Source organism: Pseudomonas mangiferae, from assembly GCF_007109405.1.
Classification (GTDB): Bacteria; Pseudomonadota; Gammaproteobacteria; order Pseudomonadales; family Pseudomonadaceae; genus Pseudomonas_T; species Pseudomonas_T mangiferae.
In genome coordinates this window covers 87,736-105,242 of the sequence record NZ_VJOY01000012.1, presented here as the reverse complement: position 1 = coordinate 105,242, position 17,507 = coordinate 87,736, and the positions used below count along the sequence as shown (strand labels likewise).

Annotated in this window: 16 protein-coding genes and 2 pseudogenes; 7 read left to right on the top strand and 11 right to left on the bottom strand. The window is 63.0% G+C overall.

All coding sequences use genetic code 11. The features are described from left to right. Positions 1-5: 5 nt before the first annotated feature. Positions 6-574, bottom strand: a pseudogene (locus tag FM069_RS22160) (acyl carrier protein). A gap of 931 nt (positions 575-1,505) precedes the next feature. Here FM069_RS22160 and FM069_RS16485 point away from each other — a divergent pair. Continuing rightward, the gene (locus FM069_RS16485) at positions 1,506-2,084 is read left to right on the top strand and encodes an NAD(P)H-dependent oxidoreductase (RefSeq protein WP_143489465.1); all 579 of its coding nucleotides are present in this window, start codon (positions 1,506-1,508) and stop codon (positions 2,082-2,084) included. Between the two features lie 197 nt (positions 2,085-2,281). On the opposite strand, the gene gloA is transcribed toward FM069_RS16485, so the two are convergent. The 3 genes from gloA to FM069_RS16470 form a co-directional block, all read right to left on the bottom strand. After that, positions 2,282-2,665 carry a lactoylglutathione lyase gene (gloA, locus tag FM069_RS16480; protein ID WP_218570308.1) on the bottom strand — a complete coding sequence of 128 codons (384 nt, stop codon included), beginning with the start codon at positions 2,663-2,665 and terminating at the stop codon, positions 2,282-2,284. A gap of 94 nt (positions 2,666-2,759) precedes the next feature. Continuing rightward, entirely contained in the window at positions 2,760-3,977 is a 1,218-nt protein-coding gene (locus tag FM069_RS16475; protein ID WP_143489463.1) for an argininosuccinate synthase, read from the bottom strand. A 132-nt stretch (positions 3,978-4,109) separates the two neighbouring features. Further along, complete coding sequence (locus FM069_RS16470) at positions 4,110-5,030, bottom strand: flagellar protein MotY (RefSeq protein WP_143489462.1); 921 nt, start codon at positions 5,028-5,030, stop codon at positions 4,110-4,112. Between the two features lie 132 nt (positions 5,031-5,162). Between FM069_RS16470 and pyrC the strand changes: the two genes are divergently transcribed. Further along, positions 5,163-6,209 (top strand): dihydroorotase, encoded by a 1,047-nt coding sequence (pyrC, locus tag FM069_RS16465; RefSeq protein ID WP_143489461.1) that lies wholly within the window; start codon positions 5,163-5,165, stop codon positions 6,207-6,209. After that, positions 6,206-6,877 (top strand): ribonuclease T, encoded by a 672-nt coding sequence (gene rnt, locus FM069_RS16460; RefSeq protein WP_143489460.1) that lies wholly within the window; start codon positions 6,206-6,208, stop codon positions 6,875-6,877. The genes pyrC and rnt overlap by 4 nt, the downstream gene beginning before the upstream one ends. A 58-nt stretch (positions 6,878-6,935) precedes the next feature. Here the strand turns inward: rnt and FM069_RS16455 are convergent, their stop codons facing one another. Then, positions 6,936-7,274 carry a ribonuclease E inhibitor RraB gene (locus FM069_RS16455; protein ID WP_143489459.1) on the bottom strand — a complete coding sequence of 113 codons (339 nt, stop codon included), beginning with the start codon at positions 7,272-7,274 and terminating at the stop codon, positions 6,936-6,938. Positions 7,275-7,520: 246 nt separating this feature from the next. On the opposite strand from FM069_RS16455, the gene FM069_RS16450 reads away from it, so the two are divergent. Beyond that, on the top strand, positions 7,521-8,336 hold the full coding sequence (locus FM069_RS16450; RefSeq protein WP_178106787.1) for a DNA/RNA non-specific endonuclease: 816 nt from the start codon (positions 7,521-7,523) through the stop codon (positions 8,334-8,336). 69 nt (positions 8,337-8,405) lie between these two features. Here FM069_RS16450 and FM069_RS16445 read toward each other — a convergent pair whose 3' ends face one another. From FM069_RS16445 to FM069_RS16430, 4 genes are all read right to left on the bottom strand, one after another. Next, on the bottom strand, positions 8,406-8,924 hold the full coding sequence (locus FM069_RS16445; protein WP_143489457.1) for a hypothetical protein: 519 nt from the start codon (positions 8,922-8,924) through the stop codon (positions 8,406-8,408). Positions 8,925-9,373: 449 nt separating this feature from the next. Next, the gene (locus FM069_RS16440) at positions 9,374-13,495 is read right to left on the bottom strand and encodes a CheR family methyltransferase (RefSeq protein WP_143489456.1); all 4,122 of its coding nucleotides are present in this window, start codon (positions 13,493-13,495) and stop codon (positions 9,374-9,376) included. Positions 13,496-14,070: 575 nt separating this feature from the next. Beyond that, on the bottom strand, positions 14,071-14,574 hold the full coding sequence (locus tag FM069_RS16435) for a YciE/YciF ferroxidase family protein (RefSeq protein WP_143489455.1): 504 nt from the start codon (positions 14,572-14,574) through the stop codon (positions 14,071-14,073). Between the two features lie 94 nt (positions 14,575-14,668). After that, complete coding sequence (locus FM069_RS16430) at positions 14,669-15,022, bottom strand: DUF3509 domain-containing protein (protein ID WP_143489454.1); 354 nt, start codon at positions 15,020-15,022, stop codon at positions 14,669-14,671. A 223-nt stretch (positions 15,023-15,245) separates the two neighbouring features. On the opposite strand from FM069_RS16430, the gene FM069_RS16425 reads away from it, so the two are divergent. Together FM069_RS16425 and FM069_RS16420 are read left to right on the top strand one after the other, a co-directional pair. After that, positions 15,246-15,680: a low affinity iron permease family protein gene (locus FM069_RS16425; RefSeq protein WP_143489453.1), complete on the top strand. Its 435-nt coding sequence runs from the start codon at positions 15,246-15,248 to the stop codon at positions 15,678-15,680. Positions 15,681-15,690: 10 nt separating this feature from the next. After that, positions 15,691-15,864: a DUF3606 domain-containing protein gene (locus tag FM069_RS16420; protein ID WP_143489452.1), complete on the top strand. Its 174-nt coding sequence runs from the start codon at positions 15,691-15,693 to the stop codon at positions 15,862-15,864. A gap of 251 nt (positions 15,865-16,115) precedes the next feature. Here FM069_RS16420 and FM069_RS21900 read toward each other — a convergent pair. Then, positions 16,116-16,220 (bottom strand): annotated as a pseudogene (locus FM069_RS21900) (manganese catalase family protein); the annotation flags it as partial. Between the two features lie 44 nt (positions 16,221-16,264). Next, positions 16,265-16,462, bottom strand: a complete 198-nt coding sequence (locus FM069_RS16410; RefSeq protein ID WP_143489450.1) for a hypothetical protein — start codon at positions 16,460-16,462, stop codon at positions 16,265-16,267. 366 nt (positions 16,463-16,828) lie between these two features. Here FM069_RS16410 and FM069_RS16405 point away from each other — a divergent pair, with 366 nt between their 5' ends. Further along, positions 16,829-17,341 carry a ferritin-like domain-containing protein gene (locus FM069_RS16405; protein WP_143489449.1) on the top strand — a complete coding sequence of 171 codons (513 nt, stop codon included), beginning with the start codon at positions 16,829-16,831 and terminating at the stop codon, positions 17,339-17,341. Positions 17,342-17,507 lie beyond the last annotated feature (166 nt).

The following is a 17,507-nucleotide window of genomic DNA, read 5'->3' as shown; positions in this document are numbered from 1 at the left end:
GACTCCTAGGCGTTGGCTTCCAGGTGGGTGGCGACGTATTTCTCCACCAGACGCCGGGAGATTCGTCGCCATTCAGGGGCGTGACGCGGGTGCTGCAGGCACCGCAGACCACCTGCTGGCGATCGTTGAGGGTGGCCTGGATGCCGCCGCATTCCGGGCAACCGGCCGGCAGGTAGTTGAAGACGTTGCGGCACTGCTCGGCCCAGTTGCGCACCGTGGTGGCGGCGAACACGTCGGCAGGCTTCATGCCCAGGCGCAGCTGGCCAGGGGCATAGGCGCTCAGGCTGCCTTCCAGCAGAGCCTTGCCACTCTCGGTGAGGCCGGTGTCGCCGACGAATTCCTGGATGTCGCCGCAGACCGCCGCTGCGTGATCCAGCACGCTGGTCTTGGGCAGGGTGCAGCCATACAGGCGGCCCAGTTGAAAACTCAGGTCTACAATGTCCAGGGAATCGGCAGACAGGTCGTCGACGATGCTGCTGTCAGCCTCGATATCGTCCATCTCGATGACCAACAACTGGGAAAGTATTTCACGTGTGCTCATAATAACGGCATCCAGTTCCAGCGGATTGTTCATGATGAGCTCCTTATATATCCGTAAGCCTACTACGTAATATCGCCGTTATATCCGGCGCGTCTCGCTGCGGCCGGCGCAATCTAAACTCGCCCTTTAAGGAAGAGTCAACACGACCCCCTCGCTTATTTCCCACTTGGAATACACCGGAATACGGATTTTTCACGCCGTATTAATTTCGCGCACATTAATTCGCGATGCACATTTTTTATTCATCTGAGGGCTATAGACTGCCGCCTCTAATTAACCACCAGTAAATGACGCACTTTACTGCACTTGGAAAGTTACTATTTCAAGGAGGTTACGTTTCAGGCCTTGTCACAACACTGCCTATTTATTTTGATTCTTGATCGCTGTTTTTTTCATAGACAAATCAAACAGTTGCTCTGCAGGACCAAGAGAGACGGGCTCGACGGCCCTGAAGGCAAAGTCAGCGAATCTGGCACTGAAGTACCTGAATAAACTGAAAGCCGGTCACGCTGCGCAGACCAATTTGTTCTTCTCATTCACGAAAGACACAGGCCTGCCGGGGGCTTTCGACACCCGCTGACGCTGCAAAAAAACCGATACAGAACGCACCTCGCTGCGACGAACGGCCACATTCTGGCGGGATAAATGGCAACGAACGCGGTGCGAACGGTGGGTGGGAGGCAGCTGAAACCCTCCCGGAACCCAGGCTTACCGGCGACTTGAAGCCCTGAGGTAGGGCCGGATAGGAAGAAATTGAGGTTAAGGAAAGCATCCTTCTTCGGAGACACGAGCTACAGGTAGGACAGCCTCATCGAATAGGAAGACCCTGCAGCACCTCTTCTGGTACGGACGTGCAACTAAAAACCAGCGGCGAGATGCTTCCTGTCTGGAGCGTTTATTGACTCTCCCATAAGGGCAGGCTTTACCGTGCGGCGGCTTCGTCCACTTGCAAGGTAGTGACCCCGTGAGTAAGAAAATCCTGTTGATTCTCGGCCATCCCTCGTCCGACAGCCTCTGTGCGCACCTGGCGGACGCCTATGCCTCGGGCGCCACCCAGGCCGGCTGCCAGGTGAAGCAGATTCGCCTGGGCGACCTGCGCTTCGATCCCACGCTGCACGAGGGCTACAAGCGCATCCAACCCCTGGAGGACGACCTGGTGAAAGCCCAGGAGGCGATCACCTGGGCCGCGCACCTGGTGTTCGTCTACCCCACCTGGTGGGGCGCCATGCCGGCCCTGCTCAAAGGCTTCATCGACCGCGTGTTCCTTCCCGGCTTCGCCTTCAAGTACCGGCAGAATTCCAAGTTCTGGGACAAGCTGCTGGCCGGGCGCTCGGCGCACCTGTTGGTCACCATGGACACCCCGCCCTGGTATTACCGCTGGATCTTCAGCATGCCGGGGCATCACCAGATGAAGAAGACCATCCTGGAGTTCAGCGGGATCAAGCCAGTCAAGATTTCCAGCTTCGGCCCGATCATGAACTCCAGCACGAAACAACGGGAACAATGGACGGCCCAGGCCTTGGACTTCGGACGCGAGGCCTGACAAATAAGGATTGACTGAGCGAACAAATAAAAAAGCCCCATGACGGGGCTTTTTTATTTGTTCGATAAAACTTGTAGGACAATTAACGCGATTATCGCCTTATATATCAGACAGCCTCTCGCTGTCGCCTATCGAAAGTATGGAAAGCGTCCCCTTGAAGTTAGGCCGTCATCGAATCGGGATATACATCGCTGTATTCAAACCGGCGACAACAACTCGATGCGGTATCCATCCGGATCTTCCACGAATGCCAGGACCCGGCTGCCGTGTTTCATCGGTCCCGGTTCCCGCACGATTCGTCCACCCCGGGAGCGGATGTCCTCGCAGGCCTGGTAGATGTCCTCCACTTCCAGGGCGATGTGGCCGTAGCCGGTACCCAGCTCATAGGCGGGCTTGTCCCAGTTGTGGGTCAGCTCGAGCACCGAGTTGTGCGCCTCGTCACCGTAGCCGACGAAGGCCAGGGTGAAGCGCCCGTCCGGGTAGTCCTTGCGGCGCAGCAGGGTCATGCCTAGCACCTCGGTGTAGAACGCGAGGGACCGTTCCAGGTCGCCGACCCGCAGCATGGTATGGAGCAGTCGCATGGCGTCTCTTCCTCTTTTTTCGACTCCAAAAAAAGAACCCCGGTACCGGACCGGGGTTCCTTGACCGCGAGGGTCATCCGTCGAGGCGCAGGCCTCAGGACAGCGTGCGGCCCTTGCCGGCGGCGATGCGCATGCGCAGCGCATTCAGCTTGATGAAGCCCGCGGCGTCGGCCTGGTTGTAGGCGCCGCCGTCTTCCTCGAAGGTGGCGATGTTGGCGTCGAACAGCGAGTCGTCGGACTTGCGGCCGACCACGATAACGTTGCCCTTGTACAGCTTGAGGCGTACTACACCGTTCACGCTGGCCTGGGAGGCGTCGATCATCTGCTGCAGCATCAGCCGCTCGGGGCTCCACCAGTAGCCGGTGTAGATCAGGCTGGCGTACTTCGGCATCAGCTCGTCTTTCAGGTGGGCTACTTCGCGGTCCAGGGTGATGGACTCGATGGCGCGGTGGGCCTTGAGCATGATGGTGCCGCCGGGGGTCTCGTAGCAGCCACGGGACTTCATCCCCACGTAGCGGTTCTCGACGATGTCCAGGCGGCCGATGCCGTTGGCACCCCCGATGCGGTTCAGTTCGGTGAGAACCTGGGCCGGGGTCATCTCTTTGCCGTCCAGGGCGACGATGTCACCCTTGCGGTAGGTGAGCTCCAGGTAGGTGGGGGTATCCGGCGCCTTCTCCGGCGACACGGTCCACTTCCACATGTCCTCTTCGTGCTCGGTCCAGGTGTCCTCCAGCACGCCGCCCTCGTAGGAGATGTGCAACAGGTTGGCATCCATGGAGTACGGGGATTTCTTCTTGCCGTGGCGCTCGATGGGAATGCCGTGGGTCTCGGCGTAGTCCATCAGCTTCTCCCGGGACAGCAGGTCCCACTCGCGCCAGGGGGCGATGACCTTGACCCCGGGTTTCAGGGCATAGGCGCCCAGTTCGAAACGCACCTGGTCGTTGCCCTTGCCGGTGGCGCCATGGGAAATGGCGTCGGCACCGGTCTCGTTGGCGATTTCCACCAGGCGCTTGGCGATCAGCGGACGCGCGATGGAAGTACCCAGCAGGTACTCGCCTTCATAGACGGTGTTGGCGCGGAACATCGGGTAGACGAAGTCGCGGACGAATTCTTCTCGCAGGTCGTCGATGTAGATTTCCTTGACGCCCATGGCCTGGGCCTTGGCGCGGGCCGGCTCGACCTCCTCGCCCTGGCCGAGATCGGCCGTGAAGGTCACCACTTCGCAGGCATAGGTGTCCTGCAGCCACTTGAGAATCACCGAGGTATCCAGGCCACCGGAATACGCCAGGACGACCTTCTTCACATCCGCCATTGCCATCAACTCCCCGAGGGTGTCGGAAAAGGAGCGATTCTACTGCTCCCGCCCAGGGATTTACAGAGGCGCGACAGCTTCTGATGACCAGGCGACAAAATGGGTCAGTCCCGCGACACCTTTTCGCGGATTTCAGGACGTGGCAGCGGGTGCGGCAATGGCCGGTTTGGCGGTGTCGGGCGTGGTGGGCGCCTCGCTGGGCGCGGTCTCCCGGGACAGGCTGATGGCCACCCGGCGGTTCTTCGCCCGGTTCGCCTCGCCCTTGTTGGGCACCAGCGGGTACTGCTCGCCATGGAAGCGCACCACGATCTGCGCCTCGGGAATGCCGTTGGCCTTGAGGTAGTCGGCCACCGCGAGGGCGCGGCGCCGCGACAGGTCGCGGTTGGTCAGGCGGTTGCCGCCGTTGTCGGAATGGCCGTCCAGTTCGATGTGATTCACGCTGGGGTCGGCCTTGATGTACTCGAGGATGATATCCAGCTTGGCCCGGGCCATGTCGTCCAGGTCCGTACCGCTGCCGGGGAAGCCCACCTGGGTCTTCTGGATCTGCTCGAAGTTCACCGGCAGCAGCTTGGCGGTGCAGGTGAGGTAATCGTTGTAGGCCTGGCGGAACTTGGTGGGTAACAGGCGGATTTCCACCGGCTCGTTGCCACTGCGGGCGCGGTGGCGGACCACCGGGCTGCGGCCTTCCATGAGGCCGGTGAGCAGGCGGCCGGCCTGGTCCTGGGAGCTGTTGAACGGCACCTCGCCGGTGGCCACGCTGACCGACCCGAGGTTGATGTCGCCGCGCCCCGGCTGCCAGGGCGCCGCGGCGGCCAGCAGGGTGGCCGAGCCGGTTCCCATCCAGCGCTCGCGCACCTTCAGGCGGAAGGTGGCCTGCTCGCCAGCGCGGCGGACGAACTCGCCACTGCCGAAGTCGGTGATGGGCTGGGACAGCCGGCATTCGAAGATATCGCCGTCCACTTTCCATTCCACCTTCTCCAGGCGGGTCTGGAAGGTGATGGCCGCGGCGGGCAGGCTGATGAACAGGCTAAGCAGAACAAGATGGGGGCGCACGGCAGGCTCCAGCGGTAGCGCGACTCTGAAGGGGCTATCGGTCGCGGCTCGCGAAACTTGATAGTCGCCGGTGCCCGGCGGGGGGCTTTTCCGGTAGCATTCCTTCCTTGATTTACCCGCCTGGAAGCTCCCATGTCCGACCGCTTGACCCTGCTGCGTCCCGACGACTGGCACATCCATCTGCGCGACGGCGCGCTGCTGCCCCACACCGTCGGCGACGCCGCCCGCACCTTCGGCCGCGCCATCGTCATGCCCAACCTGGTGCCGCCGGTGCGCAATGCCGGGGAAGCGGATGCCTACCGCAAGCGCATCCTCGCCGCGCGGCCGGCGGGCCGGGCCTTCGAGCCGCTGATGGTGCTCTACCTCACCGACCGGACCCGCCCCGAGGAAATCCGCGAGGCCAAGGCCAGCGGCTTCGTCTACGCGGCAAAGCTCTACCCGGCGGGCGCCACCACCAACTCCGACTCGGGCGTGACCCGTCTCGAGCTGATCTACCCGACCCTGGAAGCCATGGCGGAGGTGGGCCTGCCGCTGCTGGTGCATGGCGAAGTGACCCGCGCCGAGATCGACGTCTTCGACCGGGAGAAGGTCTTCATCGACGAACACCTGCGCCCGGTGGTGGAACGCTTCCCCACCCTGAAGGTGGTGTTCGAGCACATCACCACCCGGGACGCCGCGCAGTTCGTCGAGTCCGCCCCGGCCAACGTGGGCGCCACCGTCACCGCGCACCACCTGTTGTACAACCGCAACCACATGCTGGTGGGCGGCGTCCGTCCGCACTTCTATTGCCTGCCGATCCTCAAGCGCAACGTGCACCAGGAGGCCCTGCTGGACGCCGCCACCTCCGGCAACCCGAAGTTCTTCCTCGGCACCGACTCCGCGCCCCATGCGCGGCACGCCAAGGAAGCCGCCTGCGGCTGCGCCGGCTGCTACACCGCCTACGCCGCCCTGGAGCTGTACGCCGAAGCCTTCGAGCAGCGTGGCGCGCTGGACCGCCTGGAGGCATTCGCCAGCCACCATGGCGCGGATTTCTACGGCCTGCCCCGCAACCGCGATACCGTCACCCTGGTGCGGGAAGAATGGAATGCACCCAAGGAATTGCCGCTGGGCGACCACACGGTGATCCCGCTGCGCGCGGGCGAGCCGTTGCGCTGGCGCCTGCTGGAGGACAACGCGTGAGCGAAGAGCTGTTCGACGACGAGCTGGACACCCCGAGCGGCGCCGCGCGCCATCCCATGGCGCGGCGCTTCCGCGGCTACCTGCCGGTGGTGGTGGACGTGGAGACCGGCGGCTTCAACGCCGCCACCGACGCCCTGCTGGAGATCGCCGCGGTGACCACCACCATGGACGAGAAGGGCTTCCTCTATCCCGAGCACACCTACTTCTTCCGCGTGGAGCCGTTCGCCGGCGCCAACGTGGAGGCCGCGGCGCTGGAGTTCACCGGGATCAAGCTAGACCATCCGCTGCGCATGGCGGTGAGCGAGGAGCATGCCATCACGGAAATCTTCCGGGGCATCCGCAAGGCGCTCAAGGCCCATGGCTGCAAGCGCGCCGTGCTGGTGGGCCACAACAGCAGCTTCGACCTGGGCTTCCTCAACGCGGCGGTGAACCGCATCGGCATGAAGCGCAACCCGTTCCACCCGTTCTCCAGCTTCGATACCGCCACCCTGGCCGGCCTCGCCTACGGCCAGACCGTGCTGGCCAAGGCCTGCCAGAGCGCTGGCATCGAATTCGATGGCCGCGAGGCGCATTCCGCCCGCTACGACACGGAGAAGACCGCCGAGCTGTTCTGCGGCATCGTCAACCGCTGGAAACAGCTGGGCGGCTGGATGGACTACGACGAGTAGTCCGTCTCGCCGACGACGGGGGCGGGCCCACCCCGCCCTCTCCCGCCCGGTCTGGGCCTCAGGCGCTCTGGGCCGGCAGTTCCTGAGTCACCCCCCAGCCGTCCAGCACCCCCCCCAGGGGCTCCACCACCGCCTCCAGGTCCTGTTCGAAATCGTCGATGCCACTGGACGTGGCGTACATCACCTTGCTCACCTGCAGGTGCCAGGTGCCGTCCTGCTGAGAGACCTGGGCCTTGAGCCACTCGCCGCGGAACTGGTCGGCGGCGAGCCGGGCATGATCCTCGTCCGGGAAGATCGCGTAGAACTCGATGGGGTGGACGCGGGAAAAGTCGAACCCCCCCTCTTTCATGTGGCGCAACACGTTATTGCTGACATCCTCGTGGAAGGCTGTGCTCATGATCGACCTCCTTTCAGCGATGGAATCGAAGCCGACGCGCGCCGCAGGGGTGAACGCGGCGCCGTGGCGATGGCGCATCCCTCTGTGACAGGCCTCGGCGACGGATATTCGCCGCGTCCGACGGGCGCGTCACCGACGCGATGCCCGGCGAAACGCGGCGAACGCCGGCGAGCCCCTGGCGGAACCGGCCCCAGGCGCCATACTGCCCGAGTGCCGGCCCGCTTCCAGCCCCCTCGCAGGTATGCCATGCGCCAGTCGTTCCTCGCCCTGTTGCTCCTGCTGCTGGCCGCCTGCGGTCAGGTGCCGACCCAACCGCCACCGGAGACCCCGCGTCACGTGCCCCAGGGCATCTTCTCGCCGCCCCCGGTGACGCTGACCCTGATCGATTACGGCCGCTTCGCCCTGCTCTACGACTGCCAGCGCGGCGAGGCGCACCGCTTCACTTACCACCTCGACGCCGACCACGGCACTCTCAAGCGCCCCGGCGCCTTCACCCTCGACCAGGCATTCCCGGCGGGCTGTGCGCAGCAACTGACCACCCGCCGCTACGCCCAGGTGCACCCGGGGTTCGACGTGGGCCACCTGGCGCCCATCAACCAGTTCGACGACGACTTGGACACCATGCTGGAAACCAACCACATGCCCAACCTGGTGCCCCAGTGGAGCCAGCACAACCGGCGCACCTGGTACGCCACCGAACTGGTCGCCGAATGCTACCGGGACATTCGCCCGGTGGACGTCATCGGCGGGGTGATCTATGGCGACGAAGAGGCCGACCGGGCCAACGACTTCTTCGTCGACTCCCACGGCATCCGCACGCCGGAGTACTTCTGGCGGGTCATTCGCACCACCGACCCCGACAGCGGCGAAGAGACGCTGATCGCCTGGTACCTCCCCCACCGCAACGACCTGGGCACCGACCTGGACCCCTTCCTCATCAGTGTGCACGAGCTGGAACGCATCCTCGGCCCTGACGAGCCGCCCATCGACGTGCCCGAAGCCCTGAAAGATCAGCGGCCCGCCACCAGTTGGGCGTTACCCGCGGGCTGCAACCGCAGCTGACAGCCGCCACTACGAGACGGCGCTCTTCCAGTATCCCCTGGCGATCCGAACCGGCCCCGGGCGTCGCTCTTAGGGCGCGAGGCTGGGGCTGAACGCGGACACCAGGTAACCCGACAGGAAGACGCTGCTGGCGCCGCAGTCGCTCGGGCAGGTGGAAACGTCCCGCTGGGTCAGCACGTACACCGTGCTCCCCGGGTCCGCATACAGGCGCACCGGCGATGCACCGGTATAGAGGTTGATGGTGGTCCGGAAGGCGGTGGTGAAGGTCGCCGACTTGGAGAACGGGATTTCATGCCAGGCGGTGACGCCGTTGACATCAGTCCTCACCGAGACCGACGTGGCCTGCTGGTCGTGGGGCGTTTCCAGCCGGATGCTCACGGTCTCGATCACCAGGCGCTTGTCGCCGGGCACCTCGAACGAAACGTCGGTGCCCAGGCTGCCACCCTCGTACTGGGCGAACGCCCGGTACTGGAAGGGCTCGCGGGGAAACAGGCCCGGCAACAGATTCGGGTTGTCGGCCTCGGCGCGGGCCATGGGCTGGACGCCGGCCAGCAGGGCCAGCAGCGGGAGGAAATGAGCGGTCTTCATCGGCGGTTCTCCGGGACGGATGAGGGCCGCGAGACTTGGGCAGCGCGCTTGGCAGGACCAGGGCGGCGAGGATACGGCAGACGTCCCCGGTTACCCGCGGCCTCGCAGCCGGACAGGTGCGCTCGCCCTGGCGCACGCAGGCGCCCCGGCTCCACGGCTACCGGAGGAGAACGAGCCGGGTTGAGGATAGCCGCCCGCGGCGAAAGCGCCCCAGGTCTACCCGGAGCCAGCCGACACTGCACGGGCGGGAAGGGGAAAACCCGGCAAACCGGGGGGTGTGCTCACCGCACCGCTACGAAACGCCCCCACACGATCCTGCGCGCTCGGGGTCCTGATGATTCCTGCCATCACTATTTGCCGCCCGAGGGCAAGGGCGCGATGCCTGTCCGCAATGGGCCGCCGGCTCGCGCGCCAGAAGCACCGTCGCGATCGGCCCGCTTGCGAGGACGCTACTTGTCCTCGCCCAACAGGGACTTCAGCGCCTGCTGCAGATTGTCCACGGCGATCGGCTTGACCAGGTAAGTGTCGAACCCCGCCTCCAGCACCCGGGCCACGTCGTTGCGCGCGCCAAAACCGGTCAGGGCGACGATCGGGGTGGCGGCGAAGGCCGGCAGCTTGCGCAGTTCGCCGATGAGCTGGATGCCGTCCATACCGGGCATGCCGATGTCCGACAGCACCAGGTCGAAGGACGTTTCCGTGGCGATCTCCAGGGCCTGATGGCCGTCGTAGGCTACCGTCACCCGGGCGTCCTCCAATTCCAGCAGCGCCTGCATGACGTCGCAGACCTCCCTGGAGTCCTCTACCAGCAGGATGGCTTTGCCCGCCAGTTGATTGCCCGAGGGCGCCTCACTGTTTACCTCTTCCGGTTGGTCCTGGCACAGGGGCAGCCATACGCTGAAGGTGGCGCCCTGGCCCAGTCCCGGCGAGCTGGCCTCGGCCCGACCGCCATGGGCTTCCGCCAGTTGCCGCACCAAGGCCAGACCGATGCCCAGGCCACCGCGGCTATGGATGCTGTCGCGGTTGGGAGCCTGGCCGAACAGCTCGAAGATCTTCGGCAGGTGTTCGGCCGAGATGCCTGGCCCCTGGTCCTGCACGTCCAGGCGCAGCCTGGCGTCTTCGCGCTGCACCCGCACCTGTACCACACTGTTGTCCGGACTGAACTTGATGGCGTTGCTCACCAGGTTGCCGATGATCTGCGCCAGGCGCACCGGATCGGCGGTCACCACCAGGGGCTCCTGCTCCACCGGGGGGATGGTCAGCTCCAGGCGGATGGAACGGGCTGCCGCGTCGCCCCGCAACCCTTCCAGCACGTCGTTGACATGCTGCTGGAGCAGCACCGGGCTGGTGCTCAATTTCAGCTTGCCGGTCCGGATCCGCGACAGGTCCAGCAGGTCGTCGATGATCCGCGCCTGGCTGCGCACCGCATTCTGGATGGTGTCCACCGCCTTGCCGGCGACTCGCTGGTTCTGGATCACCGGCAGCCGCGCGATCAGGTCGGCGTTCAGCTGGATGATGTTCAGCGGCTGCTTCAGCTCGTGGGACATGATGGCGAAGAACTCGTCCTTCAGCTTGCTGCTCACCTGGGTGCGCTCCAGGCGGTTCTCCTGCTCGTCTTCCTGGCGTTTCTTCTCGGTGACGTCACGGCCGATCTTGGCGAAGCCGTGGTGGCCGTCGTTCACCAGCGGGGTAGTGACGCCGCTGCAGAAGAACCGCGAACCGTCCTTGCGCAGGTGCCAGCGCTCGTCTTCCGCGCGTCCCACGCGCTCGGCGCGCTCCATTTCCTGCTTCAGCACCCGGGCCTGGCGATCTTCCTCGGTGAGGATCAGGTCGCCGGAGCGGCCGATCACTTCATCCTCGCGGTAGCCGAATACCCGTTCTGCGCCGCGGTTCCAGCTGGTGATGTTCCCGGCCCGGTCGAAGGTGATGATGATGAAGTCCCGGGTGCTCTCGGCCGCCAGGCGCAGGCGCGCCTCCCCTTCCCGGGCCCGGTCCTCGGCCTCGCGGCGCTCGGTGATGTCGATGAAGGTCAGCACCGCGCCGTCGATGAGGTTTTCCGTGGTGCGGTAGGGCAACAGGCGAACGATGTACCAGCGTCCGTTCTTGCTGGGGACCTCCCGCTCGATGATGCGCAGCGACTCGAACGCGGCTGCCGCGTCATCGGCCATGCCCGGATAGTCCAGGCGGTGGGTGATGTCCAGCAGGGAGCGCCCGGTGTCGGAGCTGATGATGCTGAAGATTTCCGTGGCCCGCGGCGTGTACGACTTGATGCGCATGCGCTTGTCGACGAACACCGTGGCGATGTCGGTGGAGGCGATCAGGTTCTGCAGGTCGTCGTTGATCTTCCCGGTTTCCTCGACCTTGGACTTCAGCTCCTGGTTGACCGTGATCAGCTCTTCGTTGATGGACTGCAGCTCCTCCTTGCTGGTCTCCAGCTCCTCGGTAGTGGAGCGCAGCTCTTCGTTTATGGCTTGCAGTTCCTCGTTGGAGGCCTTGAGCTCCTCGGTGGAGGTTTCCGACTGCTCGATGGTGGCCTGCAGCTGTTCCTTGGTGCGCTGCAGCTCACCCTCCAGCTGGGACAGCACGCTGTCCTTGGTCTCGTCCCGGGGGCCCTTGCCCTCGCCGCTCATGGTCTCCTCGACTTCGTCGAACAGCACCAGCACGAAGTCGGCGTCCAGGTCCTTGAACGGCCGGGCCACCATGTTGATGTAAGAGTTGAGCCCCTCGTTGACGAAGTGCACCCGGCGCGCCTCGATGCTCTTGCCGGTCTGGATCGCCTGGAACAGCGCGGTGCGCAGCTCCAGGCGCAGGTCCGGGTGCACCAGGGACAGGAGATTGTGGGAGGGCTCGCCGCCCACGTAGCGCAGGAAGCGGCCAGCCCGGTCGGACATGTGAACGATGTCCGACTCGTGGTTCACCACCACGCTGGGGGGCGCGTACTGCTCCAGGGCCCGCTGGTGGATCTCGGCGAAGGAGACCTTGCGCCGCTCTTTCTTCTCCCCGACGCTGGCCACCGACATGCTGGTGTAGTTGGTGAAGGGCAGCGGCGTGGTCGGGCGGACCAGGTTGGACACGGCCTTGGCGCGGTAAATGCGGTTCTTCTTGTCCACCGCGGTGAACAGCGTCGAGCAGACGTCGGCCGACTCCGAACTGCCGAGGAACAGGTAGCCACCAGGGGCCAGGGCGAAGTGGAACATCTGCAGGATGTCCGCCTGCACCTCCCGCTCCAGGTAGATCAGCAGGTTGCGACAGACGATCAATTGCAGCTTGGAGAACGGCGGGTCCCGCAGCAGGTTGTGCAGGGCGAACAGCACCCGCTCGCGGATCTCCTTCTTCACCCGGTAGTAATTCTGCTCCTTGGAGAAATACTGGCGCAGGCGCGCCGGCGGGATGTCGCTGACCACGCTCTCCGGGTAGGTACCGCCGCGGCCCATGGCGATGGCGTGCTCGTCGATGTCGGTGGCGAACACCTGGATCTTGTGGTTGGTGCCGCTGTAGTCCACCTGGTCCGAAAGCAGCATGGCCAGGGAATAGGCCTCCTCGCCGGAGGAACAGCCTGCCGACCACACCCGCACAGCGGAGGTTTCCCCCTCGCCTTCAGGGGGAAAATTCAGCAACTGGGGGATCACGTCCCGCTCCAGCGCCTCGAAGGCCTCGCGATCGCGGAAGAAATTGGTCACGCCGATGAGCATGTCGTCCAGCAGCGAAGAGGTCTCGTCAGGCGTCGCCTGGAGGAAATCGCGGTAGCTGGGCAGGTCGCTCAGGCGGTTTACCTGCAGGCGCCGCTCGATGCGCCGCAACACCGTAGCTCGCTTGTAGTGCTTGAAATCATGGCCAGTGCGGGTCCGTAGCAGGACGATGATGTCCCGCAGCGCCACTTCGGCCTCCCGGGCCAGCTCGGGGTCGCCGATGGGCTTGATGGGCGCATGCACGTCGGCATCGGCGGGCAGGCGAATGCGTCGGATGTTCTCCCACAGGTCCAACAATTTCTGCGGCATGTCCGCCACCGGCAGGATGAAGTCCACTTCCCCCGAGGCGATGGCGCTGCGCGGCATGCTGTCGTACTCGGCGTCTTCCGGCACTTGCGCCAGGGTGACGCCACCCTGTTCCTTGATCCGCACCATGCCGATGGTGCCATCGCTGCCGGAACCGGACAGGATGATGCCGACCGCGTGCTCCCGGTGGGCATCCCCCAGGGTCCGCATGAAGATGTCGATGGCGATGTGCCGAGGCTGGCCCGCCTCGCGCTCGCGCACGCTCAGGTAACCGTCCTGCATCATCAGGTGCAGGGCGGGCGAGATCAGGTAGACGTGGTTGGGCTCGATCTGGGTCGTCTGGGTGACCTGCTGCACCGGCATCTTGGTGGACTTGGCGAGGATCTTGTCGGCGCTGCTCTCGAAGTCCGGGGCCAGGTGCATCACCACCACGAACGCCATGCCGGTGTCCTTGGGCATGTTCTCGAAGAACGTCAAGAGCGCCTGCAAGCCACCCGCGGAGGCACCGAGCCCCACCACCGGGAAAGGAAGATTGCTGGGTAGGGTATTTCCTTGGCCTGGCTGTTTGCGCTTTTCCATTAATGATCCATTCGTATGCCCGATAGCGCTCTTGCACACCGGAATCCCCGGCCCGCAGCGGCGCGGAATCATACCCAGCGCCACTCGCCCTTGCACAACCCGATAGCCAACGCGGCGCCTTCACAACGGCGCTGATGGGTACCTGTTGCTGCACTCCTGTAAGCACAAGCGGCCGCCAGTGACCTTTTTCCCCCTGGGACATTCCCACGCACACGGGGAAGAGCGCCCAGCGCTCACGCAGTAAACGCGGATAACGGAGCACCCGCATACCCCTGCCATCGCAAGCAACGATCGCAGAAGGTATCGGTTGAAATCATTCAACAAAGGGTCTGAATGAAGCGGCGTCACACAAGTTCTTCATGCATGACGAACGGTAGATCCTGCGGAATAGCGTTTTGCAATCAACGCGACGTCATCTGAGGCGTGATTCAGTGCATCGAGCGGCACTGGGCAGGCAAGAAGTGATCGAGCCGGGACGACGCGGAACTATTCAGTGAGTTGAATAGTTTGACTGTAGGGCTACAAACGAAAGGGGTGGCGGTCAGTTGAACCACCACCCCGGGATGCCCAAAAAATCAGGCTTTCTTCAGGGTCGCGGCCTGGTCGCCACCCTGCTCGGCGATGGCCGACAGCTTCTCGTCGGCAGCCTTTTCTTCCTTCAGGGTGTCCACCAGCAGTTGTACCGCGCTGCTCTTCATGCCCAGGTGCTTGGCCATGGCAATCAGGGTGCCGTAGCCGGAAATCTCGTAGTGCTCGACCTTCTGGGCCGCGCCGATCAGGCCGGCATCCAGCACTTCGCCTTTTTCGATCTCATCGATGAGTTCCTTGGCCTCTTCCACCAGCCCTTCCATGGCCACGCACTTCATGCGCTTGAGCTTCAGGCCCGTCGCTTCGACGAATTGGTCGATCCGCTCGATCTGGCCCTGGGTTTCTTCCAGGTGGGACTTGAAGGCTTCTGCCAACAGCGGGTTGGTAGAAGACCGCGCCATGCGCGGCAGTGCCCGGGTGATTTGCTTCTCGGCACTGTAGATGTCGGACAGCTCATGGATGAACAGATCTTCGATGGTCTTTCTGGCCATGTTTCACCTCGTGGTTTTCAGGTTCGAAAGCGGCGGGGATGCCGCACAAGACAAGCGATTTCGCGGGGCGCTGGAGTGGCGTCCGCCATCTCCATCAGGCGTAACGGGGCAGCGCCGCCTTCTGGGTGTAGCGGGTGCGTACGCGGTCGACGCGGCGCTCGTAGGAAATCTCGGTGTTGGGTGCATAAGTGGGCAGTAGGCGGCGGGCCTGGCTCTGCAAGTCCGCCACGGTGGGGACGCGGCCGGTTTCCAGATCCAGATCGCGGCGGATTGCGCTGATCACCCACTCGGTGCGCATTGGAATGCCTGAATGAGGGGCCGGTACCACGCGCTGGTGCAGCTCGCCGTCCTTCAAGAGGGTCAGCAGATGGGAGCCATCCGGACGCGGGCTAACGGAAAGGTTGTAATCGGGAAAGGCGGCTTCGATGGTAGCGAAATCGATGTTCATGGCGACCCCCAGAGTTGGATACCGCCAAGCTATTGCAGAGGGCGTGCCAACATCGAAAACCCTTTAAAACCGCGGCTTTCATCCCATTTCGTTACTTCTAAGGATTGCAAACTGCAAGATGGCCTTCATCTTGATATCAGTAACTTGCAACGATCATTCTCCCGGAACTTTCCTTTTTTCCAGTGAGGTCAAATGGAGTTAGCCGTCGCAAAAAGAGTTCATGATGAAGCGCACGCCCTTCACCTTTCATACGTTCGCCCGCACCCTGGCCGAGTGGTGCGGGCGTGCCCGAACGTTCCAGCTGGCCATCGCCATCATCGTGCTCTGGGCGCTCACCGGGCCGATCTTCCACTTCAACGACACCTGGCAGTTAATCATCAACACAGGCACCACCATCGTCACCTTCCTCATGGTGTTCCTGATCCAGAACACCCAGAACCGGGACACCGACGCCGTCCACATCAAGCTGGACGAACTCTTGCGGGCGACCCAGGGCGCCCACGATCAGCTGTTGAATCTGGAGGAAATGGATCGCAAGGAACTGGAAGCCCTGAAGGCTTACTACAACAAGCTTGGAACCGAAGCGCAGGTCGAGACCTCTCTAGAGGACCTTCAACTCGTTGAAGCCAACCCTGTCGAGCCAAAAGAATCCCATTGAGGAGTGAGCGATGGACGACCTGAAAAACCGTGGCAGTGCCGACCGTAGCCGTATCAATGTGCATGAACGGCACGAAGTCGATTACTGGACCAAGGCCCTGGGTGTATCCGAGGACCAATTGAAGGCGGCCGTGGAGGCCGTGGGCGTCTCGGCGGACAAGGTTCGCGCCCATCTCAAACACTGAGTGCGAGGAAACAAAAAAGGCGGTGCAAGGCATGCACCGCCTTTTTTATGCCCGGTCAACGCTGGCCGGTGGCGTGGGATAACGATCCCAGTTCGGCGCCGGTGAGCGGATCGGCTTCCGGATCGGACAGGGTACGCACCACCCTATTTGCCAGGGTGTCCTGCTCGTCCGCCGAAGAATCATCGTAGCGGTTCCATCACACCATCCATCGCCGGCTGCGGCGACTCGATGTAGGTCCATTCCGGGTCATTGGCTGCGCTCCATTCGCCCTGAGGACCGCCGATTTGCTCCAGCAGTCGGTTCGCCGGGTTCCGCTCGGCGATGCGTACGGTGTATTGCAGCCGCTTGTTGTGCATGAACCTCTCAGGGCGTTATGGGGTGTACGTTGCTAGCCGGAATTTCATGCGCTATCGCTGAATGAATACCCGTCTTCGTATGGGCCCACCTGGACGTCAATCTTCGCCAAACGGACCCACCTTCCAGGAAGCGTTTTCCCGGCCAGCCATTCGTGCGTTGCATTGGCACGTAATGCAGGACAACGCGTATTGGCTTCCATCAAGACCGAGCCATTGCCAGCTGCCGTTGCGTAATAATTCATGAAGCTCTTCCCTGAATATGGACGATTTGCCCGTCGTCATAACGGAGGAAATGTAAGCGGCGTCGGTTTTGCACTCCGGACGAACGAAATAATGGCAATAAACTGACACCTACGGCGTGGAATCATAAATAAATAATTCAGCAAAGCTGTTCGGCCGAAGCTCGGAACCAGGTTCTGTACGAAAGTCGTCGAGCGAAGGTCAGGCAAGGCAAAAAGAGGCGAAGAAGCGGAGTTTACGTGCTGTAAAAGAGCATTCTGAGTTTGTTTTTAACGCAGCATCACCGAGCGCAGGCACTTTCCGTACAGGACCTAATACTCCCCATCAGGGGACGATCATAAGGTCAACCTCATACCCAGGAGACCGTAATGACGACGTCCAAGAAAGACAACTTGCTGGATTGGCTGCGGGATGCCCACGGCATGGAGCAACAGGCGGAACAGATGCTGAAGGCCCAGTCGAGCCGCCTGGAACATTATCCGCAGCTCAAGGCCCGCATCGAGGAACACATCGAGGAAACCCGGGGGCAGCAGCGTCTGCTGGATGAATGCATCATCCGACTGGGCGGCTCCACGTCCACCTTCAAGGACCTGGCGGGCAAGCTCATGGCCTTCGGCCAGGCAGTGGGTAGCATGGCCATGAGCGACGAGGTGGTGAAGGGCGCCATGGCCGGCTATACCTTTGAATGCGTTGAGATTTCCACCTACACCGTGTTGATCGCCGCCGCCCGGGAACTGGGTGACGAGCAGACCGCGTCGGCCTGCGAGCGCATCCTGGAGCAGGAGAAGGCCATGGCCCAGTGGTTGCTGGACCATCTGCCGGAAACCACCCAGGCCTTCATGCGCCGTTCGGAAGATCCGGACGCCACGGCCAAACGCTGAGGCCAGGTCCGCCGCCAAAGGCCCTGCGATGCAGGGCTTTCTTCGTTTAGCACTTCGTTAGTGCGCTGTTTGAAATCCAACAAAAACTCGCATTGGCTCCTGACCGAGAAGAACCAATGCGAGTCTTTGGTTCAACGCCACATCAAATAAACGTAGTTATTCAAGG

What these genes read in the sequence shown, in the direction of transcription:
- gloA (WP_218570308.1), bottom strand. Translation starts at nt 2,665, where the DNA reads ATGCGACTGCTCCATACCATGCTGCGGGTCGGCGACCTGGAACGGTCC.
- FM069_RS16450 (WP_178106787.1), top strand. Translation starts at nt 7,521, where the DNA reads ATGCGCCAGTCGTTCCTCGCCCTGTTGCTCCTGCTGCTGGCCGCCTGC.
- FM069_RS16420 (WP_143489452.1), top strand. Translation starts at nt 15,691, where the DNA reads ATGGACGACCTGAAAAACCGTGGCAGTGCCGACCGTAGCCGTATCAAT.
- FM069_RS16475 (WP_143489463.1), bottom strand. Translation starts at nt 3,977, where the DNA reads ATGGCGGATGTGAAGAAGGTCGTCCTGGCGTATTCCGGTGGCCTGGAT.
- FM069_RS16425 (WP_143489453.1), top strand. Translation starts at nt 15,246, where the DNA reads ATGAAGCGCACGCCCTTCACCTTTCATACGTTCGCCCGCACCCTGGCC.
- FM069_RS16455 (WP_143489459.1), bottom strand. Translation starts at nt 7,274, where the DNA reads ATGAGCACAGCCTTCCACGAGGATGTCAGCAATAACGTGTTGCGCCAC.
- FM069_RS16440 (WP_143489456.1), bottom strand. Translation starts at nt 13,495, where the DNA reads ATGGAAAAGCGCAAACAGCCAGGCCAAGGAAATACCCTACCCAGCAAT.
- FM069_RS16445 (WP_143489457.1), bottom strand. Translation starts at nt 8,924, where the DNA reads ATGAAGACCGCTCATTTCCTCCCGCTGCTGGCCCTGCTGGCCGGCGTC.
- FM069_RS16435 (WP_143489455.1), bottom strand. Translation starts at nt 14,574, where the DNA reads ATGGCCAGAAAGACCATCGAAGATCTGTTCATCCATGAGCTGTCCGAC.
- pyrC (WP_143489461.1), top strand. Translation starts at nt 5,163, where the DNA reads ATGTCCGACCGCTTGACCCTGCTGCGTCCCGACGACTGGCACATCCAT.
- FM069_RS16410 (WP_143489450.1), bottom strand. Translation starts at nt 16,462, where the DNA reads ATGAATTATTACGCAACGGCAGCTGGCAATGGCTCGGTCTTGATGGAA.
- FM069_RS16430 (WP_143489454.1), bottom strand. Translation starts at nt 15,022, where the DNA reads ATGAACATCGATTTCGCTACCATCGAAGCCGCCTTTCCCGATTACAAC.
- FM069_RS16405 (WP_143489449.1), top strand. Translation starts at nt 16,829, where the DNA reads ATGACGACGTCCAAGAAAGACAACTTGCTGGATTGGCTGCGGGATGCC.